A 25,154-nucleotide genomic window follows, 5' to 3' on the forward strand; every position below is an offset into this window, starting at 1 on the left:
CATTTATTAAAATTTTGATGATGAAAAAATTATATATCTTAGGTATTGCATTGCTTACAGGGCTTTCCATAAATGCACAAAACATATTAGTGATAAACGACAATGATAATATCACGCAAAACACCGACACTTTTTTAGCAGCACTTCAAGGGTCCGATTATTCAACATACACTTATTTCAATGCAATTGACTCTAATCAAATGCCTTCGAGTACTTATCTGCAAGATTTTGACGTGGTGATTTATTATGCCTCTACAGATGGAATTGGATTAAACTTATGGGACAATGGCCAAGCGGGAAACACGGCTTTAAAAGGTTTTTTGACAGATGGCGGAAGGGCTTGGATAATAGGGACTGATTTATTTTATGCCGGAGGATACACTAATCCTGAAACCTTTTTAAGCACTGATTTTACATATGAATATATGGGATTAACATCTTACAATGTCCAGTCATATGGTGATGACGGTAATGTTGGCTTACCGCAAGTAGACCTGAACAGCAACGTTACTGCAAATTTTCCCGACAGTTTAATATGGACTTTTAGTACCGTTTGGTGGGCAGATGGTGTGACGGTTAGAAATGAAGGAACTGCCATATATAATATGGGACCAAGTAGTTATACATTAGCTGGTGAAACAGCCATGACGCATTATCACGATTTTGCAACCAATGTGATGGGCACTTATTTCGATCCTGCCTTAATAAACACAGATCAAAAAAGAATTGATTTTATTAACGCTTCTTTAAACTATTTTATTGATTTCGATTTAGGAATTAATAAAAACAATACTGTCGAAAACCTAATTAAAGTCTACCCATCTCCTGCCAACAGCTATATAACGATAGAAAGTAGTTTCGCAAAAAAACAAAACTATCAAATTTTAAATATCGCTGGTAAAGAAATGCTATCAGGCAACTTAAACACAAATATAAATACCATTTCCATTAGCGCTTTATCCAGTGGGATTTATTTTGTAAAAGCAGGAAATACGGTAAAAAAGATTATCATAGAATAATCCATATAAATGAAAGGGTAATGCACTAAAATACCAATCAAAAAAACTACAGCTATGAAAACATTTGAAACGCTTACTGCCGCTATTGCTCAGCTTAAAAAAGAGGGATACACAACTGATTTCAACATTCGACAAAATGGTATCCATTGTAAAGTAACGAATATTTTATTAAGCCCTAAAGAGTTTGAAATTGATGAGAAATATCATTTTGAAGACAATGACGATCCTTCAGATGCTGTTACGCTTTATGCCATTTCATCTGTCAATGGAAAAATGAAAGGACTATTAGTAGGAAGTTATGGTATTTATCAAGACGATTTCACCCAAGAATTGCTAGAAAAACTAAAATAGTAAAATACCTTATTTCTTGTAATTCACATTTTTAAATATTCGAATATTTATAAAAAAGGAAGCTAATCACTTCCTTTTTTCATTGCTAAAAATCCCTTATTTTTTTCATGTCACCTGGCAAATATCCCCCAACCCAATCCCTAAAAAAATAGGACGTAAAAACCATTTATTTATATTTTTTTTAAGACCAATTAATACCGGTAAATCAACTTGGGAAAAGGAACTTTATATTTATACTTAAAGGTATAAATATTCATACCCGCTACCCAAAATTATTTTTCGAAAAGCCTCCAACTCAAAAAGAGTTTTCCTTAACAAAAAAGCCAATTCTTTTTAATCTGTCTTTATAAAAATAAAATCCGATTAAAACAAACAAGACTAACACACTCCTTAACTGCTCTTTAAAACATAATATAATTACACAGCAATAAAATAATTGCAAATTATTTTATATAGAATGATTCTAAATAAAAAAAGATATTACATTTGCAAAACACTATTTAGAATCATTAAAAATAACGAAATGAAAAAAAACTTACTTTTTGCAAGCATTTTATTAGCTGCAACCGCAAACTCACAAGAGGTGGTTTCTGTTCAAGCAGGCTATACAAATCAAGCATATTACAGCTTGAATAATGGAGAAATATCGAACATTGTAAACAACGATTGGGATCTTGCATTTGAAACGGGGGCATTTAATACAGGCATTAGAATCAATGGCACATTAGACTGGTCAGTTTATACGGCTTCAAATGACACAACAGATTGGGCAAATTTGGACACAGCAGGTTTTTCAACATGGACTCCCTTGCACAATTCAGATTTATCGTGGAGCGAAGGCGCTTTTAATCAAGCCAACGACCCAAACAACCCATACGACATTGGCTGGGGAATATACAACCCAACATCACACGCCATTACCGGAGACAAGATATTTGTATTAGAAGCAAGTAATGGAGACATTAAAAAACTTTGGATTAAAAACTTAGTCAATGGCACTATCAAAATTCAGGTAGCCGACTTAGACAATAACAACTTAGTTAATCAATCCATTATCAAGGGAAATTATTCGGATAAAAATCTAGTTTATTATGCCATTGCATCAAACACTGTGATTGACCGTGAGCCTTTGGCTACCGATTGGGACTTAGTATTCACAAAATACATAGGAGAAATTGCACCAGATACCTATTATGCTGTCACAGGCGTTTTAACCAATCCATACACAAGCCTATACGAGGCAAACGGCGATTTAGCGAGTAATTTAACTTACAATAATGCCATTCCATTTAATACCGAAATCAATACAATTGGATACGATTGGAAATCTTATTCTTTTAGCGCAGGTGGATACGTTTTAGATGATTCCTTAGTATTTTTCATTGAGAGTCAAAACGGAGATGTTTTTAAATTAGTATTTACCGGCTTTGGTGGATCAAGTACTGGTGATTTTGAATTTACATTAACTCAAATTGGGGCAGCATCAATAGCGTCTACTCCAGCAGCAAACGCTTTAAACATCTATCCAAATCCTGCAATCGACATCCTCCATATTGAAAATGCAAATAACATCCAAAGCATTTCAATTCTAAACATGAACGGACAAATAGTACGCGATCAAAACATCCAAAACCAAAGCATTATTCAATTCGACATCAATAATTTACCTAATGGAATTTATGTATTAAAAGCAACACAAACCGACGGTTCTATTTACAATTCAAAATTTATTAAAAAATGAAAAAATTAATTATTCTTTGCTTAGGCATCACACTATTCTCCTGTAATTCCACTAAAGAGGAAAAAACTAAAGAAAACACACAAAAAATAGGTATTATTTTAGTTAACCACGGGTCTGTTTCAGAAACATGGAGAAACATGTTATTAGACATGGAAGACCAAGTGGAAGCTGCGATTTTGAAAAACCCTTTGATTGGGGATGTGAAGACAGCCTTTATGGAATACAATGAACCTTCGATAGCTACCAGATTAAAAGAATATGATGCCGAAGGTTATACAGATGTGATAATTGTTCCTGTTTTCTTAACCGTTAGCTCGCATTATTCGCACGACATACCAGTGATAGCTGGAATTAGTTCTGATCCAAAAATTCAAGAAGAGTTGGCTAAGGAAAAAATTGAAGTTTACAATCCAAAAGCCAATGTGACCATTACACCGCCACTGAACTACACTACTTTATTAAAAAAGAATATTGAGCGTAGGGTAATGGCTTTGAGTGAGTCTGCAGAAAATGAAGCAATTTTATTGGTGGCATACGGAGACGAACAATACAACCAACAATGGGAAGAAATGGTAGAAGAAATTGGAAAGTATTTAAAATTCAAAACAGGTCATGAAAGTATTGCATACGCATGGTGTGGACATATTGTAAGATATTCTTCGGAACCAACAACAGAAGGCATTGAGCAATTACTAAAATTGGAAGACAATGTGATTGTGATTCCAGTACTTGTTGCAAATGATGAGTTTTTCCAAGGTGAAATCATCCAAAACGGTGTAGATGCATCTTCAAACACTAGCGCTGTAAAATACAAGCAAGACGCTTTATTACCAGATGAAAACTTAAATGCCTGGGTGATTGACATTACAAACCAAACAGTAGAAAACATCAATAAATAAAAATGAATAATCGTTTTTCAAATGATAAAAGAAAGTGGATCGCAACAATTGTTGTGTCCGCTTTCTTCCTTTTTTTCTGGATCTACGGACCCTTACAAGGAGTTATTACGCCTTTTTTTAATACAGAAAAAGATGTCCATCATGTAAAACCAATTTTGGTCAAAGAAAGACAACACCATTATAATCAAGTAAAAAATATTGGTGAAATGGAAACAAAAGGTGATGGCTACAGGCTAATCACCAGAAAAAGAGAAGCCAAACCACATTCAAAGGTCATTCATTTTGAAGAAACTATTGCCAACAAAAGTGAATACGGCAAAGCATTACTCGCAAATGCGATTAAGCTATATGAACACACCCCCGACGAGACCATACTCCGTCAAACAGAACATCTATTTTTTGTCGAAATTATCCGCAATAAAGAAAGGACTTATTACTTTCAATCAAAAGGACTCACCAATCAAATCCAAGGGTATTCTGGCCCCATCAACCTAGGAATATTTATTGATGAAAACGCAAAAATTACCAACATGCATCATGTCAGTTCACATGAAACAGTTAGTTATTTAAAAAAAATTGCCAGTACTTATTATTATGATCAGTACAAAAATAAATCATTAAAAGAAATTCATCAAATTGACGCCATTTCAGGTGCGACAATCACTACCAAAGCCATGGCATTAACAACAACCGAATTGGTTGCAATGGCAAACCCCGACCCAATTGAAAACTTGAGCGACAGCATGGGACTTTCCAATTTTCAAATGGTTGCTAGTCTGACATTAAAGTGGTTGATTCACATCAGTGTAATCTTTATTTTATTCCTTTATGCATTTCAAAAAAAATTAAGGAAAAGTAAAAAATTCGTCTTGCTGACCGCTGCAGTTTGCGTAATCTATATTGGGTTTTTCTTAAACGACTCATTTACCTATGTCACTTTTATGCATCCATTTATTGGCACATCACTTTCCTCTTTTATGGGACTTTATGCACTATTTGTTTTGCTAGGTGCAATTTGGGGTAAAAACACATACTGTAAACACATTTGTCCATACGGCAACATTCAACGTTTGCAACTTCACCTCACCAAAGGGTTAAATAAAAAATTCTTTTTAAAAAACAAGCGCATAAAACAAGTGCGGTTTACCATCCTTTTCTTTCTAGTTATAGGAATATTAGCAGGGTACAGAAACTTAAGTCACCTGGAACCTTTCCCTTACATTTTTGGTTTTGAAGTCGAAAGTTTATGGTTCTTTATATTCTCAGTAGTCGGCTTATTAATGAACTGGGTTTACCCAATGATATGGTGTCGATTACTTTGTCCAACTGGTTCTATTTTAGACAGCATCATGGTTGTTTCATCCAAAAAACAAAAAAATGCACACACATAAAATCATTCATCAAAACGAAACAGGTAATGTGGCACTTTGTGAAAAGTGCGAACATATTCATTTAGAAATAGGCACATTTTTGGCCGTAATGCCAATTACTCAATTTAAACTTATTGTAAAAGACTTTAAACAAAGGAACAAAATTCCTTTCCATTATTTATGCTCAGAAAACAAACCTGACCAAATGGTGATTCAAACTACTAAAAATACTTTTATCACCTTGGATGAAAATGAATTTGAATCAACATTTGAATTATTAGACCGCGCCAACCACCACCTTGAAATTTTCGAATTATTAAAGTAATTACATGAAATCTTACCTCTTATTCATCTCACTTCTTACGATTTTCACCAATGGAATAACTCAAGTTTCCATTCAGGTAAAAAGTAAAAACGACCTTTTACCTTACGTCAAAATTAGCTACCATTCAACATTAAACAGCAGGGTAAACTTCACTTTGACCGATTTAAATGGGGAAGCCAAAATAAATTATAAACCCAACAGTAAAAACCAATTATTTATTCAATTGAATGCATTGGGCTACATTACTGTTTACGATACACTAATCGCTACTAAAAATTACACGTTTCAATTAACGCCAGACAATAAATTACTGGGTGAAATTTGTGTAACGGGAGAGTATATGCCGACGCTAGCAAGTCAATCTGTCCATAAAATAACAGTCATTCACAAAGAAGACATTTTAAAGTCAGGCGCTTCAACTTTGAACGACATTTTAACTTACCAAACAAACATAAGAATAGAGCAAGACAACATTTTAGGAGCTGGAATCAGTATGGGTGGCATGTCGGGTGAGAATGTAAAAATATTACAAGACGGTGTTCCTGTAATTGGTAGGCTGGATGGCAATGTAGATTTGAGTCAGATTAATTTAGAGAATGTAGAAAAAATTGAAATCGTAAACGGACCACTTTCGGTAAATTACGGCACCAATGCACTGGCTGGAACCATCAATATTATCACCAAGAAAAATTTAAAAAATGGGTGGAATGGTAACGCAATGGCCTATTACGAAAGTACTGGTAATTATAACCTCACGGGAAACCTTGCTTACACCCATAAAAAACAAACTTTAAAAATAAACGGTGGTCGCAAGTATTTTGACGGATGGGATCCGAATGAAAAATTTATCACCTTACCTAAAGAAACATTAGCCGACACCAATAGAGACCTACAATGGAATCCTAAAGAACAATATTTTGGCGAAGCGCAACTTATTTTAAACCTTAAAAAATGGCAAGTCAATCCTTATTTCAGGTATTACCAAGAAAAAATCACGAATCGGGGCTATCCATCCGCCCCTTATTTAGAAACGGCATTTGACGACTACTATTATACCAAGCGCATAGATCAAGGCGTGAACATCAGTAAATCATTTAAAAAATCGAGCATAAAAGGCCTATTTGCTTACAATTATTTTAACAGAGCAAAAAACACCTATTATAAAGACTTAACAGACCTATCACAAATATTATCCTCCGACCCAAGCAGTCAGGACACTTCCATATTTGATTTAGTGATGTCCAGAGTTTCCTATCAAACACATGGCCGTAAATGGTTTGATTTTCAAATTGGAACAGATATCAATGTAGAATCGACACGGGGAGAAAAGATTGTAGACAAACATCAAAGCATAGGTGATTATGCTATTTATGGCAGTGCAGAAATTAATGCATTAAAAAACAAATTAACCATCAAACCTGGCGCTCGATACGCATACAACACCGTTTTCAAGTCACCAATCACCCCTTCAATCAACTTAAAATACAATTTAAAATCACTACAATTTAGGGCCTCTATCGCGAGTGGATTTCGTGCACCAACCTTAAAAGAATTGTATTACACTTTTGTTGACATTAACCATAACATTTTTGGAAACACAGATTTAGTCCCTGAAAAATCCATCAATTATAATGCTTCTATCAATTGGTTAAAATCGATTAACGACAAGGACCTCATTAAAATTGGGGGACAAATATTTTACAATGAATTTTCAAACTTAATTACCTTAGGATTGATTGACGACGGAACTTATACCTATATTAATATAGGTGATTATGCCACACAAGGTTTCAATGTCGATTTCAGTTATCGTCAATCAAAATTCAAAGTAAACACTGCCTTTAGCTATATAGGCAGACACAATACAGTTAATAGTGAAGACCTAGGTGATTTTATCTACTCTCCTGAAGTCAGTGGAAATTTGACTTATAACCTATTTAAAAATAAATATAATATCAACCTGTTTTACAAATACAACGGTCCTATTTTGAGCTACGGAATAGATGCAGAAAATACCATTTACACCAATCAAAATAGTGGGTATTCAATTATGGATGCCAGTGTTTCAGGAAAGTTTTTACAAAAAAATATGCGCTTAACCATGGGCGTTAAAAACATATTGAATGTTCAAAACATTCAGGCTGTTGGAAACAATACCGGAAGTACACACGCCACTTCAAACAATATTGCAACAGCTAGAGGAAGATCAATCTTTATCTCTATTAATTATAATTTTAAGTCAAAATGAAAATCTTAATCCTTCTTCTTATTTCCTTATTCATCTTCAGCGCTTGTGAAAAAGGAGAAATTCCGATTGCTGCACATGAAAATGGAGATGCACAAACTGCCTCCTTACCGACAACAATATATGGTAACCAAACATATTTCGATTTTGAAACCAATTCTTTTGTCAGTTCCAATGAAAAAACCGATTGGGATATTGCATTTGGTTGCGGTGAATTTTCGGCAATTATCTATGTGAATACTTCCAAGTCTTCCGCTATTGCAAAAGTTGAAAATAGTACATTTGAAGCAGTGACCAATACTTCGGGACTAACATTTGAATTCGATTCTAGTACCGGATTTTACGACTCCTTAATTATCAGCCATTGGCAACCAGAAGACATCTTCATCATTGATTTAGGCTACACACAATCAGGCAATCACTTAGGATACAGAAAACTAAGATTAATAGAAAATGAATTGAATACCTGTACATTTGAATACGGAAACTTAAACGAAACCAATCCTAAAAACATTACATTGGCCAAAGACGATACTTACAATGCTATTTTTTATTCTCTAAAAAACGAAACTACAGTAACCGTTGAACCTCCCAAAACCGAATGGGATATAGTTTTTACACAATACATTTATTACTTCCACGAATTCGCAACTCCTTATTCAGTGACTGGCGTATTAATGAATAGGACCAATACCAAAGCATATGCAGTACAAAATAAGTCATTTTTGGAACTGGCTTATGAGTCAATTGATCCAAATAAATTCAGTTTTAGCTTAGATGCCATTGGATACGAGTGGAAAGCATTTATAAATAACAGTTATACCATATATCCTGAGCACAATTTTATCATTCAAACACAAGAAGGCTTTTACTACAAATTACATTTTGTTGATTTTTACAACAAATTGGGTGAAAAAGGTTTTCCAGTCTTTGAATTTCAACAGTTATAGGATTTAAGAACCATTTTCATGTTTTTTGTGAAGCGATTAAATCTCCTTAAAAGTAGGATTAATTGCGGCATATTTCTAACTTTATGCCTTCAAAACAACAAACATGACAACTTATCAAAACTACGCACTTGGCAACTGGCAATCGGGTGATGGAACAGAAATAGAGCATTTTAATACCATAACTGGAGAAAAAATTGGTGAAACTTCATCAAAAGGATTAGACTTTAAAGCCATGCGTGAATACGCAGTTGAAAAAGGTGGTTATGCCTTAAGGAGAATGACCTTTCAAGAGCGTGGGATGATGCTAAAGAAATTAGCGCTTCACTTGATGAGTATCAAAAAAAAGTTTTACACTTTAAGTGCTGCAACTGGTGCAACAAGAGTAGATTCTTGGATAGACATTGAAGGTGGTATCGGAAACTTATTTGCCAACGCTTCTTTGCGTCGTCAATTTCCAGACTTACCTTATTATGTAGATGGTCAAGCTGCAGCTTTATCAAAAGAAGGCACTTTTATTGGACACCACATTATGGTTCCAAAAGAAGGGGTAGCTATACACATTAATGCATTTAACTTTCCGATTTGGGGAATGTTAGAAAAAATAGCGGTTAACTTAATGGCGGGCGTTCCTGCAATTGTTAAACCTTCGGAATACACTTCTTACTTGACTGAATTAATGGTGAGAGAAATTATTGCATCTAAAATCTTACCCGAAGGTGCATTACAACTGGTAACAGGACTTGGACATGGGATATTAGACCATGTAACCAATCAAGATATCATTACTTTTACTGGATCTGCTAAAACAGGTAAAATGCTTAAGTCATTACCCAATATCGTTGAAAATTCAGTTCCTTTTAACATGGAGGCTGACTCATTAAACGCTTCAATTTTAGGAAAAGATGCAGTCCCTGGCACGCCTGAATTTGACATTTTCATCAAAGAGGTTCAAAAAGAAATTACGGTGAAAGCCGGACAAAAATGTACTTCCATCAGAAGAATAATTGTCCCGGAAGACTTAATGGAAGATGTTCAAATTGCATTATCAAAAAGATTGTCAAAAATAGTCATTGGTGACCCTGCAAACGAAGCCGTAAGAATGGGTGCTTTGGCAACACATTTACAAGTTGAGCGCGTAAAAGAAAATGTAAAATTATTACAAGCTGAACAAGAAATTGTATTTGGTGATTTAGAAAACTTTGAAGTACATGAAAGTGCAGATAGAAGTAAAGGTGCTTTCTTCTCTCCTATTTTATTCAGAAATGATGATCCATTTAACAAAACAGCAGTACACGACATTGAATGTTTTGGTCCTGTTTCTACGTTAATGCCTTATAAGGATTTAGAAGAGGCCGTACAAATTGCCAAGTTAGGTAAAGGTTCATTGGTATCTTCTATCATTACTGCTGACGATAAAATAGCAACTGATTATGTGGTGAACGCCGCTTCTATGCACGGTAGAATTTTAGTATTAAACGAACGTTGTGCCAAAGAGAGTACTGGCCACGGTTCTCCAATGCCATTGTTAACACACGGTGGACCAGGTAGAGCCGGTGGAGGTGAAGAAATGGGCGGAATGAGAGGTGTAATGCACTACTTACAAAGAACAGCCATTCAAGGTCATCCACAAACCATTACTGCAATCACACAACAATTTCAAGTTGGAGCTGATCAACCAGAGCCAATTGAACACGTTTTTAGAAAGCATTTCGAAGATTTAAAAGTGGGTATGACCGTTTTTACACACAAACACACCGTAACTGAAACTGATATCACCAATTTTGCAAATGTTAGTGGTGATAATTTTTATGCACACATGGATGCAACTTCTTTAGACGGAACTATTTTCGAACAAAGAGTAGCACATGGTTATTTCTTACTTTCAAAAGCAGCAGGTTTATTTGTCGACCCTAAAAAAGGACCGGTTTTACTAAACTATGGTGTGGAAGAAGCTAGATTTACCAAGCCAGTTTACCCTGGAGCAACCATTGGAGTAAGGTTTACCGTGAAAGAAAAAATTGATCAAGAAAAGAAATCAGAAGAAGATATTGCAAAAGGAATTGTGAAATTTTTGGTGGACATCTATGACGAAACAGGGGAAACAGTAGGTATTGCTACAATTTTAACCATGGTCAAAAAAATTGATCAATCGAAATAAGAAGTTCAATGTCCATTCCAAGTAATATCGCAAAAGGCGCTGGACGAAACACTGTAAAACAAATAATAAAAATCGATTGAGTACCCAAGCACATGTACTAACTACTCAATACTATAGACTAATTACTAAAAATATGAATGCAATAAACGAAGGTCATGTTGAATTTGAAATCAACGAAAAAGGAATTGGAACCATTGAATTTGGACATCCTTTATCTAATTCATTACCGGGAAAAATATTGAACAAATTGGCAGACACCATTACCCAATTGGGAAAAGATGAAGCTGTAAAAATCATTGTATTAAAGTCGGCAGGTGAACGTGCATTTTGTGCAGGCGCTAGTTTTGATGAATTAATTTCGATCAAAGATTTTGAAACGGGTAAAGTTTTCTTTTCTGGTTTCGCTAATGTGATCAATGCCTGCAGAACTTGTCCAAAATTAATTATTGGAAGAGTACAAGGCAAAGCAGTTGGTGGTGGTGTAGGTGTTGCTTCGGCAGTTGACTATTGTTTTGCAACTAAATTTGCGGCTGTGAAACTTTCTGAATTGGCAGTCGGCATTGGACCTTTTGTAGTTGGGCCAGCGGTACAAAGAAAAATTGGTATGTCAGCCATGTCACAGTTAGCAATTGATGCTACCGAATGGCAAACAGCAGATTGGGCCAAAGAAAAAGGCTTATATACTGAAACATTTGAAACTGTAGAAGCAATGGACGAAGCAGTGGACACATTGGCAAATAAATTAGCCAACTCAAACCCGGAAGCCATGCGTTTATTAAAACAAATATTTTGGGAAGGAACCGAAAACTGGGATGAATTATTAAAAGAAAGAGCTGCAATGAGTGGTAAACTGGTTTTATCTGATTTCACAGTCAATGCCATTAGCGCATTCAAGAAAAAATAAATTGAATTGATGAAATATTTTTTGAAAAATAAATCATATTTCATCACTTTATTAATTGTCCTGTTTCTAGCACTACCCCTTTTATTTTTAATGAAAGGACAAATGTTTTGGGACATTATATTGTACAATTTACCTTGGCGATACCATTTATCAGAATGTATCAACAACGGTGAATTGCCCTTATGGAACCCATACATGAATTATGGGTTCCCGCAAATGGGTCACTACGAAACATGGTACCCAGTAAGCTGGATTATTGCATTGCTATACAAGTACGACTTGATTGTCTTACAATTCGAATACCTTTTTAACCTATTAATGGCTGGAGTAGGCTTTTATCAATTTACGAAGCTATTTCAACTCCACAAGCAAACCAGAACAATTGGTGCCATTGCCTACATGTTGTGCGGTGTATTTATTTCACAAGCCTCACAATTGGGCTACCTGACTAGTGGTGCATGGATGCCATTTGTATTCTATTTTTTGATTCGGTTCCTACAAAAACCTTCTTTTGAAATTGGTTTATACTTTACCTTTTTCTACTACCTACTAGTCACTGGCGGTTATGCAGGAAACTTTATTACCATCACCTACATTTGTATTGCCATTGTGGTGTATTTTGTAATTAAATACTTCAGGCAGAAAGCATTTTCAACATTAAAACAAATTGGCGGTTTTACCTTAATATTGAGTGTTTTATTCATTGGAATGTACAGTGTAGTACTATACAGCACCAGTGCGTTAAACCCTTTGATCACGCGTAGCAGCCTAGACTATAACAATGAAGGATTTGGTGCGCAAACAGGCAGCTCTTCTCTTATTGGTTACTCCTCTTTAATCAGTCCATCCTCCACCTCGGTAAGCAGCGAGTTATGGAACACCAGTAAGATGTTAAATGATGCCTATATTGGATTGATTCCTTTATTACTTAGCATTTTCTTTTTGTTATTTGGTAGAAAAAGCAGCTACTATAAATTAGCAATTTGGCTTTTTGGAATTGCAATACTATTTTTAATGATTAGTGCAGCCGTAGAACTTCCTTTTCACAATTTACTCTATCGATTACTACCATTGATGGACCAATTTAGGTTCCCTTCTCTTTTCAGAATATTTTTTATTTTTAATCTGATTACCATTAGTCTATTTAGCATTGAATTAATTCTACAAAATGCCAAAACAAGAATTGTTTTCGGTAAATACTTGGGCATTGTTTTAATTCTCATGACCATTGGATTATTCTTCACAAGTCCGGTCAACTTACCATTTATAAACGAGGAATTTTTTACTCAAATTAAACAACAAAGTATTTCAAACATGTGGTCGGTTGACCTATTAATAGGAATTTCACTCTTATCAATTCTGCTATTATTCACAGTATACAAACCCAAACACCTACTCCTGACACTACTCATATTAACGGCTGGAGACATGATTATACACACATGGATCCGTACACCAACCTTTGTGCACAGCGACAAAAACCCACAGCTTGTCAACCAGCAAATAAAAGCAATTCACCAAGGGTTTCCATTGATCAACCAACAAATTACGACAGGAAAAATCACCGAAACATTTGAAAAAGTACCAAAACTATGGTTAAATCGCTTTACTTATTTTAAGTACCCTATCGTAGAAGGTTCATCACCATATTCTACAAAAACCTACTCAGCAGTCATTCAAAATCATTTATTAGACACGGCTCTCCAGTATCCTTTCATAGCGGTATTTGATGAATTAGAAGATCTTTCAAATTCAAAACAACATTACAATATCACCTTAACCAAAAACATACAGTCTACCTATACTTCCCCAAACCAATTTGATTTCACCATCAGTCAAGCGGAAGGAAAAACAATACTTTTCAATCACAATACGCACCCAGATTGGCATTTTTACGAAAATGGTGAACACCTAATTTCCAAATCTATTTCAGGCAACTTTTTAGCAGTACAATTAAAATCAGATGAATCCGCATTATCAATTAAATTTGAACCCAAAACTACCATTCGATTATTCTACCTGTCCCTCTTCAGTTTTTTAATCTGTATTGGATTCATTCTATATTTTCAAATTAAAAACATAACGAATATTAGTCACCAAAACAAAGTTTAATTTTTAAAATCACTTAACTTTGCAAACGTAAAAAAACATTCCATGAACATTTCAGCCGATCAAGTAACAGCAGCATTAAGTAAAGTAATTGAGCCAGATTTAAAAAAAGACATCATCACACTTGGTTTAGTTTCTAACATTCAAGTAGAAGATAATAAGGTAGCTTTTACCGTACAAATATCTAATCCAGCCATGCACTCTAAAAAAAGAATGCAGGAAGCTTGTGAATTTGCACTGGAACGCGCTTTTGGAAAAGAAGTAAAGTCTGCCATTCTTATTGAAGCCTTGCCTAAAGACAGAGATCCTGAAGTAAGAAAAGTATTACCGAATGTAAAACATATTATTGCGATTGCTTCAGGCAAAGGTGGTGTTGGAAAATCAACTATCACTTCTAACTTAGCAGCTGGACTAGCGAAACAAGGATACAAAGTTGGTTTGGTAGATGCTGATATATATGGCCCTTCCGCTCCAACCATGTTTGATTTAGTTGGACAAAGACCAAAAGGAGTGGAAAAAGATGGTAAAACATTAATTCAACCCATTGAATCCTACGGTGTAAAAGTATTATCGATTGGATTTTTCTCAGAACCTGACCAGGCAGTTGTGTGGCGTGGACCAATGGCTTCAAAAGCTTTAAATCAACTATTTAAAGATGCGGAATGGGGTGCTTTAGATTACTTATTAATCGATTTACCTCCTGGCACCGGAGACATTCACTTATCCTTAGTACAAAATGTACCTTTAACAGGTGTCGTAATTGTCAGTACACCTCAAGAAGTTGCATTAGCTGATGCGAGAAAAGGAATAAACATGTTTCAAATGGACTCCTTAAAAGTACCTGTTGTAGGTCTAGTAGAAAACATGGCTTGGTTTACACCAGCTGAATTACCAGATAATAAGTATTATATTTTTGGAAGAGACGGTGCTAAGAATTTAGCGGAAAGCATGAACGTTCCCTTATTAGCCCAGATACCCTTAATTCAAAGCGTTAGAGAATCAGGTGATGTGGGTCGACCAGCTGTACTTCAAGAAAATACTATATCTTCGAAAGTTTTTGATGAATTTGTCGCTACCTTTGTAAAAGCGGTTAATTCCAAATAATTATGAACAACCAAGAAAAAATTGAAGTTGCATTACAATCCATTCGTCCTTATCTTCAAAAAGATGGTGGTGATGTAGAATTCATAGAATTAACGGAAGACAACACTGTAAAGGTAAGATTATTGGGTGCTTGTGTCAATTGCGACATGAGTAAAATGACCTTAAAAGCGGGTATAGAAGAATCCATTAAAAATGTTTTTCCTGAATTAAACAAACTATTATCCGTTTGATCTAATTCCCGATTGTTTCCCCCATTTTAATAGCGGTCTCGAGCCCTAATTGTGTATTTTTAATTAAATCTTCCGAGAACGTCATCTTACCTTTTTCAAAAAGTAAAATGATGGTTGATCCTCCGAAGGCAAAATAACCCTTTTCTTGACCTTTCTGAATCTCAATATTAGGCCAATGCGATTGCACAATGGAACCGGTTAAGGTGGCCCCAACATCACAAATAAGAACCTCACCATACTGCTTAGATTTTACGATAACATACTCTCTTGCATTCTGAGAGAATATTTCCATTCTTTGTCGCAAAGCTAGTGGTGAAACGGAATAATAATCTCCAAATATTCTATTATTGTCACCTACAAATCCTGTTACTGGAAAATGATACCGGTGATAGTCCGTAGGCGCTAAGCGAATAATCGCCATACTTCCACCCTCAAATTTTAAAGCATCTTTTTCATTTTGCAAAAAAGCACTCAAATTAAAAGGACGACCTTTTACAAAAAAAGTTTCTGTATTTTTTATGCTTGGAAAAACCAACAACTTGCCATCAGCAGGAGAGACAATACCGTTCCCAATAGGTCTTTTATCTAATTTTATTTTTCGATAAAAGAAAGCATTAAAATGTTTAAATCCATTTGGTGGAACTATATACTCCGCCATGTTAATTTGATGGGTTTTAATAAACTTACCAATTGATTTTTTGGAGAACCTGCTGTTCATAAACCAACCTGCCATAGTAGAAAAGAATCTACGCTTAATCAGCAACCATAAAGTAAAACGACCCAATACATTTGAACTGTATAAAAATTTCATCATCCCACCTCCTGGCACTTTCTCCACAACCCGATCACCAGTTTTTCGGTTGATGTAAACTATTTCATCCATATACTTTTCCAAAAATAAAAAATAATTAGTGATTAGTGCGGTTAAAATATTTAAATATCACGCCGTTTAGGATAATTTAATAGAACAATAAAAAGTATAAAAACCAAAAAAGGGAGCATAAAGCTCCCTCTTGGATGTGGTGATGGACGGAATCGAACCGCCGACACAAGGATTTTCAGTCCTTTGCTCTACCGACTGAGCTACATCACCTCACGTATTTGTGGGTGCAAAGATATAAATTCATTTTTAATAGCAAATAATTTTATTGACTTTTTTTAAAAAAAATTAAATTTGTCTTAAAACTCCCGTATTTTTGTCACATGAATTTAATACTGGACCAAGGAAATACCTACTTAAAGGCAGCTATCTTTAACGGTAAGGATTTGATGGAAAAAGAAAACTTTTCTTATGATGCTATTGAAAAGTTTGAAGAGTATTGCAAATTAAAGCATATTTCGAATGCGATTATCTCCTCGGTAGTCCATAAACAAATTTCATTGGAATTTTTAAACCTAAAGAAAATCATACATCTTGATGAGAACACAGGTATTCCTATTACTAATAATTACACTACGCCAAAAACCTTAGGCAGGGACCGATTGGCAAATGCTGTTGGCGCATGGTCATTGAAAAAAAATGAAAACATATTGATTATAGATGCAGGCACATGTATAAAGTATGATTTGATGGATAAAACAGGTACTTATTTAGGAGGAAATATCTCTCCTGGGTTAAAAATGCGCTTCGAAGCGTTACATACTTTAACCGATAAATTACCTCTAATAAAAGTCGATAAAACACTAAAACAAGAATTTGGTACTGACACTCAGACCAGTATACAATGCGGTGTGCTTTTAGGCATGCAAGAAGAAATAAATGGGTTTATCAATCGTTATAAACAGCAATTCAACCAATTAACAATTTTTATGACAGGAGGTGATTCAATTTACTTTGATAAAACAGATAAAAACCACATATTTGCAGTCGAAAATCTTACCCTCATTGGGTTAAACGAAATTTTAAACCATAATGCATAGTCATTTAAGCCAAGTACTTTTTTTTACAGTTCTATTGTTTAGTTTAAACGGCTACGCGCAAAAAGGAACACAATCACCATACAGTGTTTACGGTATAGGAGAATTAAAAAGTGGAAAATACGCTTATTTTAGTGCCTTAGGTGGTGCTCAAATTGCCAACACCGATTCCACTATTATCACATTATCTAATCCTGCAAGTTATGCTGGATTGGACAGAAACAGGCCTGTATTTCAAGTGGGACTAAATGGTTCTTTCACCAAGTTATCTACTACTAACAGTACTGCTACTACTAGTCAAATGGGACTTGATCAATTTCAACTTGGTTTACCTATCGCAAAAAACTTTGGTGCATCCGTTGGACTTTCACCTTTTTCTTCCACTGGTTATTTAATTTCAAATCCAATTATTGAAGAAGGCGATACAATTGCTGAAAAAATAAATGAAGGCCAAGGAACTATTAGTAATTTCCATATTGGTCTTGGGTATAAACAAAAAATAAAAAAAAATAGTAGCATCTCTTTAGGTGTTAATTTAAACTACCTATTTGGGAGTAATGAAAAAATAGAATCCTTTGAATATACAGAATACCCAAATGACGCATTACACTCTAGAGTAAAGTCAGCCACTTATGTCAATGATTTTAGATTTGACTTTGGTTTGCTTTATGCACAAAAACTTGCAAGAGGCTCTTATACACTAGCTGCAACCTATACACCTGCAGCATCTTTAAAAAGTAGTACAGAAATTGTTTCTTATGCCTATTCACAAAGTTTTTACGATAATTACAGCTATTACGAATCTATAAGTGACACCTCCAACTTTTTAACAGATTTAACAGGCACAACTTACATTCCTGAAAGCTATGGCGTAGGTGGTGAATATAGACTAAGACCAGGCACTACTTCTAATTTAAATTACCAAATTATTTTTAAGGGAGAATACAATTATCAAAAGTGGTCGGATTTTAAAACTACTTTTGAAGGCGTTGTAAATGATTCCGTTTATGCAGACAGAACTAATTTAAGTTTTGGAATTGAATACGCACCATACGCCAATGCAAAAGCAAATGACAAGTTGGTAATGTACTTGGCAAAATTGAAATATAGATTCGGTTTTAATTATACCATGACAGAAATTATGGCCAAAAACACCCAATTAAACAATTATGGCATAAGTTTTGGATTAGGTATACCAGTATTGAATGGGAATTCAAACACAAATATAAACTTGGGCGTAACTTATAATAACCTTGGAACAATTAATAATAACTTAATCCAAGAACAAAAATTAGGTGTTAGCTTTGGGGTATCCATCAGTCCTGGAATTTATGACAGATGGTTTTTGAAAAGAAAATATGATTAAAACGAACAAAATGAAATTAAAGAACTTATTATTAGTAATATTTATTAGTGTACTAGGAGCAAACTCTATCGCACAAGAAAGAGTCTTAAGTGAGGATTGTAAAAAATACCTAAGCTTAATGGGTACTTATGGTGAACAAGAAATGTGGCGTGATGCTGCAAACTTTTTTGTAAAGGCTTACACGGCTTGTGGAGAAGAAAAATTAGACCATACAGATTGGAATAATGCCAGAGCTATATATACTTCTATGTTAAAGATAGACACTACCTCAACTAGACAAATAGAACTTAAGGATACTATTTATTGGTGTTATGAAACAGAATTAAAGCATTTAAAAACTGCAGACTTAACTGCAGAATATGCTGCAAAACTAGTGAAAAACCAAGCAAAAGATTTAGCTAAAATAGATAAACTATTTGCAGAAAGTGTGCACGAATTAAAGGAAAGATTATCCATTAATGAAATGATATATTATTTCTATCATTTAGTAGGTAACTATAACCGAACTAAAGGAGAAGAAAAAGAAGTAGCTAGAAATTTTGCCATTGAAGAATACTTAAAATTGTCAGACTACATTGGTATTGCAAAAAACAAATACGCAGCCGACAACAATCAAAAAGGGGTAGATGGGTACAATAGAGCGCAAGGATATTTAGATAACTACTTTACACAGTTAGCAAAAGATTGTGAAATGTTAGTAGAAGTTTTGGCTAAAAAAGTAAATACTTTACCAAAAGAGAAAGATGAAAAATTAGCAAAAATTCAAGGTTATTTGTCTATTTTAGAGAAAAGAGGATGTGATCAAACTGAATTGTATGGTCAATTAGCGGATAGCGCTATTAGCATCTCACCTACTGCGGATGCATATTATGCACAAGGAAACTACTTCAAAAAAAGAAATGAAGACAGAAAAGCACAAAACTACTTTGAAAAAGCCGTTGAATTAGAAGGAGAAGCAGGAGAAAATTTAAATAAATATATGCTTTCTTTAGCCGCTACGCAATTATCTAACAAAAGCTATAAAGCAGCATTTAACACGGCAAAAAAAGTAAATGGTGAAGAGAAAGGTAAAGCAATGATTGTATGTGCCGGAGCAATTGGTGCATTAGCAAACTCTTGCGGAGACACTACATTTGATAGAAAAGCGAATTACTGGTTGGCAGATGATTACATGAAAAAAGCATCCGCATTAGGGGAAGATTACTCTTCAAGATATGCAAATGGTGCACCCGGTACAACTGAATTCTTTGAAGCTGGTAAAAAAGCTGGTGATAGCGTTTACTTAAGCTGTTGGGGAGAAAGTACAACTGTAAGATAATTGAACAGACTCAAAACATATTTTAAATATTACATTCCTGCCTTATTTTTGGCGGGAATGTTTTTTTCATGTGAAAACGATTTAGCCAACGTAAAAGTTGTTACTGCAACCGAAGACACTCCCGATCAAATTTTTACTGACTTTCACATGCTTTACTCCGATTCGGGAAATGTAAAGATTGAAATCTTAGGAGATAAAGTTGAAGATTACAGTAAATTTGGTCGCGTTACAAAATTCAAAAGCGGCATCATTGTAAACTATTATTCTGATAGTGCGACCTTGGTCTCTCGCCTAACAGCAGAGTATGCCGAATTAAAACCCCTAGAAAACATTATCATTGCGAAAAACAATGTAATTATTACTAATTTTGAAAAACAACAAACCTTAAAAACGGAAGAATTATACTACGATAAAAGGGTAAAGAAAATCAGAACGGATAAACCATTCTATATTGAATCCCCAAATACGAAAGCAAACGGCATAGGACTTACCGCTGATGAAACCTTTAGCAATTATACCATGTCGAATTTTTCTTTAATTTATACAGACACCACAGATAATGAATTTAGCACGATTAAATAAAATATTAGAACAATTTTGGTGGGCAATCGCAATCGTTTCTTTTGTAGCCGTAACCTTTTTTGCCTTCCAAGACGGCTTCAGCAAATGGGCTTTTTATTACTTGGTCCCTATCATATCCGTATTAATGGCATTGGTTAGAAGGTTTATGAAAAATAAATTGGATAAATCTAGTGCCTTTAAAAAGGAAGCTTAAACAAATTTACTGGCCTCATTTTTTTTGCCTATTTTAGGCTAAAATAACACGCTATGAAATATGCTTTCTTATGGTTATGGCTAATTTGTGCTCCAAATTTCACCTATAGTCAAGGTAATTACGCTAAGGTTAAAATCTTTACCAACACAGAGAACATGGCTACTTTGGATCAAATAGGTATACCTATTGATCATGGCACCATAAAAAAAGACATTTGGTTTATCGCGGATTTATCCACGGAACAAATTGCCTTACTAAACCAACATCATTTCCAATATGAAATCTTAATTGAAGATGTAAAAGCATTTTACAAGGAAAGAAGTCAAAACCAAAACGAAGGCGATAGAGCTACTTGTCCATCTGTTACCTCTACAGGCTATGTACCGAATACGCCAGCAAATTTTCATTTAGGTGATTATGCTGGGTTTTATTCCTACCAAGAATACTTAGAAGAATTAGATTCCATGGTTGCACTATACCCAAATCTAATTTCAGTTCGTACACCAATTGATACCTTTTTAACGCACGAAGGAAGACCATTATATTGGGTAAGGATTTCAGATAATCCAAATAGTAATGAAAACGAGAAAGAAATCCTTTACACTTCCCTCCACCATGCCAGAGAGCCTATAAGCTTATCTGCTAACATTTTTTACATGTGGTACTTATTAGAAAATTATGGCACTAGTCCCGAAATAACTTTTTTACTGGACGAATCTGAATTATATTTTGTACCCATGGTCAACCCAGATGGTTATATTCAAAATGAAACCACAGACCCTAATGGCGGTGGTATGCACCGAAAAAACAAAAGAAATATTGGCAATACTAACCCTGGCGTTGATTTAAATAGGAATTACGATTATTTTTGGAATACTTCGGGCACCAGTAACAATGTAAATGGTGACACTTATGCTGGAACAGCCCCTTTTTCTGAACCAGAGACACAAGCGATAAAATACTTCTGTCAACAACACAATTTTGAATTTGCTTCCAATGCACACTCCTATGGTAATTTATTACTTTTTCCTTTTGGCTATGCAACAAATGCCGTGGCTAACGACAATAATTATTTCCAAGCTTTCTCTTCACATCAGGTTGCCTTTAATAATTACAATGCAATAAAAAGTTCGGGACTATATGCTGCTGCAGGTGATTCAGATGATTGGATGTATGATGGCGATCTGGTCAATAAACCCAAAATTTACGCCTTAACACCCGAAATTGGAAATGACAATGATGGTTTTTGGCCGGCACAAAATAGGATTCTACCCCTTTGTCAAGAAAATGTTTGGAATTTTAAAACATTGGCACATTTACCACACGTTTATGGAGAGACTAAAGAGTTGGACCACTCAAAAATTGATTTATCTATAGGTTATTTTCATTATAGTTACCAAAGACTGGGCCTTACGAATGGTCCTGTAAGCATTACTATGCAACCAATCCAAAACATATTGAGCATGGGTAATGGACAAACACACAACATTAACTTGTTAGATGCCATACAAGACTCAATTAGTTATACATTGAGCGGCTCATTAAATTTCGGAGATGAAATCATTTACACCTTATCTACAGATTTTGGTGGATGGACCCAAATAGACACCATTATTAAAACCTATGGGACAGGAAATTTACAGTATGTGGATGCCGGTAATAACTTACTGAATTGGACCGGAAATTGGGGAACAACCAACGCCTATTTTGTTAGTCCAAACACATCTATTACCGATAGTCCAAATACAGATTACAGTAATAATGACAATAATAACTTAACCTTAAATGCGACCATAAACCTAAATCAATCTACCTATGCCTACATACAATATTATGCGCGTTGGGAAGTTGAAAACAACTATGATTATGCACAATTCATGGTTTCTACCGACCAAGGCAATACATGGACAGCATTATGTGGTGAATACACTAATATGGGAGAGGCAGACCAAGACATGGACCAACCACTTTACGACGGCATTCAATCCGATTGGGTGTTAGAAGAAATAAACTTAGATGCATATTTAGGAATGTCCAATCTAAAATTTAAATTCCGTTTAATTTCAGATGGTTTTATAACAGAGGATGGTTTTGCCTTTGATGATTTTAATATATACACCAATGGCTCTGTACTCGCTCTTGAATCCGAGGTCATGCAAAATAGTTTTGAAATTTATCCAAACCCAGCTAACGATTATTTTATGGTGAATGACCCAAAGGGATTAACCGAAATAAATATTTACACCATCACGGGCGAATTTGTTGCAACACCAGTCATTAAAAACGGTAGGGTAGACATTTCGAATTTAAGCAATGGTATATATATTGTGAAATTACTTCCTTGTTACGAACATCCAACTTCTAAAAAACTGGTTATTTCTAAATAATTGCTTTTTGAGTATTTGGTAAATTTAGTTGTACCTTTGCCCCATGATTCAGAATCGTAGACCTATTACCGACTGGTTACCCATTACCAAAAAAGAACTTGAACAACATGGTTGGGACGAGTTAGATGTGGTATTAGTTTCCGGTGATGCCTATGTAGACCACCCTTCTTTTGGTCCTGCTGTAATTGGAAGAATTATTGAAAGCGAAGGCTTTAGAGTAGGGATAATACCACAGCCAAACTGGCAAGATGACTTAAGAGATTTTAAAAAATTTGGGAAACCAAAATACTTTTTTGGTGTCACTGCAGGTTGTATGGACTCTATGGTTAACCATTACACGGCATCCAAAAGAAAAAGATCAACTGATTCATACACACCCGGAGGTGAAGCAGGTTTTAGACCAGATTACGCAGCAATTACTTACACAAAAATATTAAAAGAAATATATCCAGATGTCCCTGTAGTTATTGGTGGGATTGAAGCTTCCTTAAGAAGAGTCACACACTACGATTATTGGTCGGACAAGTTAATGCCTACCATTTTAGAAACAAGTGGCGCAGATGTATTAGTATATGGTATGGGGGAACAGCCTTTAAGGGATATTATTTCTCTATTAAAAAAAGGTGTACCATTTGAATCATTGAAAACCATTCCACAAACCGCATGGTTGATACCAGAAAACGAAGAATTACCAAAAAACAAAAATTGGGAAGACATAGAGTTGAGTAGTCATTCACTTTGTTTACAAGATAAATTAAAGTATGCGGCAAATTTTAAGGTAGTTGAAGTAGAGTCTAACAAGTTAAATGCAAAAAGGATTTTACAAGACACCAACGGTAAAACACTGGTTATTAATCCGCCTTATCAAACCATGACCGAAAAGGAAATGGACAAGTCTTTTGATTACCCATATACCCGAATGCCTCATCCTAAATACCATAAGCGTGGTGCTATTCCAGCCTACGATATGATTAAATTTTCGATTAATATGCACCGTGGTTGTTTTGGCGGTTGTAGTTTTTGTACGATATCTGCGCACCAAGGAAAGTTTATCGCCAGCAGAAGTGAAGGATCCATCATGAAGGAGGTAGAACAGGTAACCAATCACCCAGAATTTAAAGGTTATATTTCTGATTTAGGTGGTCCATCTGCTAACATGTACCGCATGAAAGGGATTGTACAGTCCATTTGTGACAAATGTTCAAGTCCATCCTGCATTCACCCAGTAGTATGTAGTAATTTGGATACAGACCATCAACCATTGACTAACATCTATAAAAAGGTAGATGCACATCCAAAAGTAAAAAAAGCTTTTGTAGGCTCCGGTATTCGATACGATTTATTGGTAAAAGAATACAATAAAAATTTGAATACAGAAAATGCGGATATATACATGGAGCAAGTTATTACCAGACATGTTTCCGGACGATTAAAAGTGGCACCAGAGCATACTGCTGATGCTACACTAAGAGTAATGCGTAAACCCTCTTTCAAACACTTTCATAAGTTTAAAGAGAAGTACGATCAAATTCAAGCTAAACACCAATTAAAACAACCTTTAATTCCTTATTTTATTTCTTCTCATCCTGGATGTGAAGAAACCGACATGGCTAATTTAGCTGCAGAGACCAAAGACATGGGTTTTAAATTAGAGCAAGTAAATGATTTTACCCCTACCCCAATGACCGTTGCAACGGTTATTTATTATGCTGGAGTACATCCATACACTTTAAAACCTACCTACGTACCTAAATCTGCAAAAGATAAAGCGGACCAACACCGATTTTTCTTTTGGTACAAACCGGAAAACAAACAGTGGATTAAAGATAAATTAAATCAAGCTAAACAGCCTGAACTGCTTGAAAAACTGCTTGGTCCGGGAGCAAACAACATGGAAAAACAAGTGCCAAATTGGTTGAAAAACAAAAGGAGTGAAACAAATAAGAATAAACCCCGTAAAAAAAGATAAAATCCCAAATAATACTT

At 34.9% G+C, this 25,154-nt stretch carries 21 protein-coding genes and 1 tRNA gene; 20 read left to right on the plus strand and 2 right to left on the minus strand.

Translation table 11 applies throughout. The annotated features are described in order from the left end of the window. Positions 1 to 20: 20 nt before the first annotated feature. The 13 genes from DNU06_RS02300 to DNU06_RS02360 all read left to right on the plus strand — a co-directional run bounded on the left by DNU06_RS02300 (position 21) and on the right by DNU06_RS02360 (position 15,405). Positions 21 to 1,019 carry a T9SS type A sorting domain-containing protein gene (locus DNU06_RS02300; protein WP_158526800.1) on the plus strand — a complete coding sequence of 333 codons (999 nt, stop codon included), beginning with the start codon at positions 21 to 23 and terminating at the stop codon, positions 1,017 to 1,019. Positions 1,020 to 1,073: 54 nt separating this feature from the next. After that, on the plus strand, positions 1,074 to 1,370 hold the full coding sequence (locus DNU06_RS02305; protein ID WP_111061582.1) for a phosphoribosylpyrophosphate synthetase: 297 nt from the start codon (positions 1,074 to 1,076) through the stop codon (positions 1,368 to 1,370). A gap of 523 nt (positions 1,371 to 1,893) precedes the next feature. Further along, entirely contained in the window at positions 1,894 to 3,111 is a 1,218-nt protein-coding gene (locus tag DNU06_RS02310) for a T9SS type A sorting domain-containing protein (protein ID WP_158526801.1), read from the plus strand. Next, the gene (locus tag DNU06_RS02315) at positions 3,108 to 4,010 is read left to right on the plus strand and encodes a sirohydrochlorin chelatase (RefSeq protein ID WP_111061584.1); all 903 of its coding nucleotides are present in this window, start codon (positions 3,108 to 3,110) and stop codon (positions 4,008 to 4,010) included. The genes DNU06_RS02310 and DNU06_RS02315 overlap by 4 nt, the downstream gene beginning before the upstream one ends. Before the next feature lie 2 nt (positions 4,011 to 4,012). After that, entirely contained in the window at positions 4,013 to 5,401 is a 1,389-nt protein-coding gene (locus tag DNU06_RS02320; protein ID WP_111061585.1) for an FMN-binding protein, read from the plus strand. Further along, positions 5,388 to 5,705, plus strand: a complete 318-nt coding sequence (locus DNU06_RS02325) for a DUF6686 family protein (RefSeq protein WP_146239117.1) — start codon at positions 5,388 to 5,390, stop codon at positions 5,703 to 5,705. The genes DNU06_RS02320 and DNU06_RS02325 overlap by 14 nt, the downstream gene beginning before the upstream one ends. A gap of 4 nt (positions 5,706 to 5,709) precedes the next feature. Further along, positions 5,710 to 7,953 (plus strand): TonB-dependent receptor plug domain-containing protein, encoded by a 2,244-nt coding sequence (locus tag DNU06_RS02330; protein WP_111061587.1) that lies wholly within the window; start codon positions 5,710 to 5,712, stop codon positions 7,951 to 7,953. After that, entirely contained in the window at positions 7,950 to 8,900 is a 951-nt protein-coding gene (locus DNU06_RS02335; RefSeq protein ID WP_111061588.1) for an HmuY family protein, read from the plus strand. The genes DNU06_RS02330 and DNU06_RS02335 overlap by 4 nt, the downstream gene beginning before the upstream one ends. Positions 8,901 to 9,003: 103 nt before the next feature. Then, entirely contained in the window at positions 9,004 to 11,058 is a 2,055-nt protein-coding gene (paaZ, locus tag DNU06_RS02340) for a phenylacetic acid degradation bifunctional protein PaaZ (protein WP_111061589.1), read from the plus strand. A 133-nt stretch (positions 11,059 to 11,191) separates the two neighbouring features. Next, a complete protein-coding gene (locus tag DNU06_RS02345) occupies positions 11,192 to 11,962 on the plus strand; it encodes an enoyl-CoA hydratase/isomerase family protein (protein ID WP_111061590.1) in 771 nt (256 codons plus the stop codon). Positions 11,963 to 11,971: 9 nt separating this feature from the next. After that, the gene (locus DNU06_RS02350; protein WP_146239118.1) at positions 11,972 to 14,074 is read left to right on the plus strand and encodes a YfhO family protein; all 2,103 of its coding nucleotides are present in this window, start codon (positions 11,972 to 11,974) and stop codon (positions 14,072 to 14,074) included. Between the two features lie 42 nt (positions 14,075 to 14,116). After that, complete coding sequence (locus DNU06_RS02355; RefSeq protein WP_111061592.1) at positions 14,117 to 15,175, plus strand: Mrp/NBP35 family ATP-binding protein; 1,059 nt, start codon at positions 14,117 to 14,119, stop codon at positions 15,173 to 15,175. Between the two features lie 2 nt (positions 15,176 to 15,177). Further along, positions 15,178 to 15,405, plus strand: a complete 228-nt coding sequence (locus tag DNU06_RS02360) for a NifU family protein (RefSeq protein WP_111061593.1) — start codon at positions 15,178 to 15,180, stop codon at positions 15,403 to 15,405. Position 15,406: 1 nt separating this feature from the next. Here the strand turns inward: DNU06_RS02360 and asd are convergent, their stop codons facing one another. Next, the gene (asd, locus tag DNU06_RS02365; protein WP_111061594.1) at positions 15,407 to 16,288 is read right to left on the minus strand and encodes an archaetidylserine decarboxylase; all 882 of its coding nucleotides are present in this window, start codon (positions 16,286 to 16,288) and stop codon (positions 15,407 to 15,409) included. A gap of 137 nt (positions 16,289 to 16,425) precedes the next feature. Continuing rightward, positions 16,426 to 16,498: transfer RNA gene (locus DNU06_RS02370), tRNA-Phe, on the minus strand. A gap of 110 nt (positions 16,499 to 16,608) precedes the next feature. Between DNU06_RS02370 and DNU06_RS02375 the strand changes: the two genes are divergently transcribed. The 7 genes from DNU06_RS02375 to DNU06_RS02405 are packed head-to-tail and all read left to right on the plus strand — an operon-like array spanning position 16,609 to position 25,137. Then, complete coding sequence (locus DNU06_RS02375; protein WP_111061595.1) at positions 16,609 to 17,325, plus strand: type III pantothenate kinase; 717 nt, start codon at positions 16,609 to 16,611, stop codon at positions 17,323 to 17,325. Further along, complete coding sequence (locus DNU06_RS02380; RefSeq protein WP_111061596.1) at positions 17,318 to 18,688, plus strand: hypothetical protein; 1,371 nt, start codon at positions 17,318 to 17,320, stop codon at positions 18,686 to 18,688. The genes DNU06_RS02375 and DNU06_RS02380 overlap by 8 nt, the downstream gene beginning before the upstream one ends. A gap of 10 nt (positions 18,689 to 18,698) precedes the next feature. Further along, on the plus strand, positions 18,699 to 20,006 hold the full coding sequence (locus DNU06_RS02385) for a hypothetical protein (RefSeq protein ID WP_146239119.1): 1,308 nt from the start codon (positions 18,699 to 18,701) through the stop codon (positions 20,004 to 20,006). Beyond that, positions 20,007 to 20,588 (plus strand): LPS export ABC transporter periplasmic protein LptC, encoded by a 582-nt coding sequence (gene lptC / locus DNU06_RS02390; RefSeq protein ID WP_146239120.1) that lies wholly within the window; start codon positions 20,007 to 20,009, stop codon positions 20,586 to 20,588. Next, complete coding sequence (locus DNU06_RS02395) at positions 20,566 to 20,781, plus strand: hypothetical protein (protein ID WP_111061599.1); 216 nt, start codon at positions 20,566 to 20,568, stop codon at positions 20,779 to 20,781. Before lptC ends, DNU06_RS02395 begins: the two co-directional genes overlap by 23 nt. Before the next feature lie 53 nt (positions 20,782 to 20,834). Then, on the plus strand, positions 20,835 to 23,168 hold the full coding sequence (locus DNU06_RS02400; protein ID WP_111061600.1) for a M14 family zinc carboxypeptidase: 2,334 nt from the start codon (positions 20,835 to 20,837) through the stop codon (positions 23,166 to 23,168). 43 nt (positions 23,169 to 23,211) lie between these two features. After that, positions 23,212 to 25,137, plus strand: coding sequence for a YgiQ family radical SAM protein (locus DNU06_RS02405; protein ID WP_111061601.1), 1,926 nt, complete (start codon positions 23,212 to 23,214; stop codon positions 25,135 to 25,137). Positions 25,138 to 25,154 lie beyond the last annotated feature (17 nt).

Origin of the sequence: Putridiphycobacter roseus (genome assembly GCF_003234935.1) — a bacterium.
GTDB classification, from domain to species: domain Bacteria; phylum Bacteroidota; class Bacteroidia; order Flavobacteriales_D; family Crocinitomicaceae; genus Putridiphycobacter; species Putridiphycobacter roseus.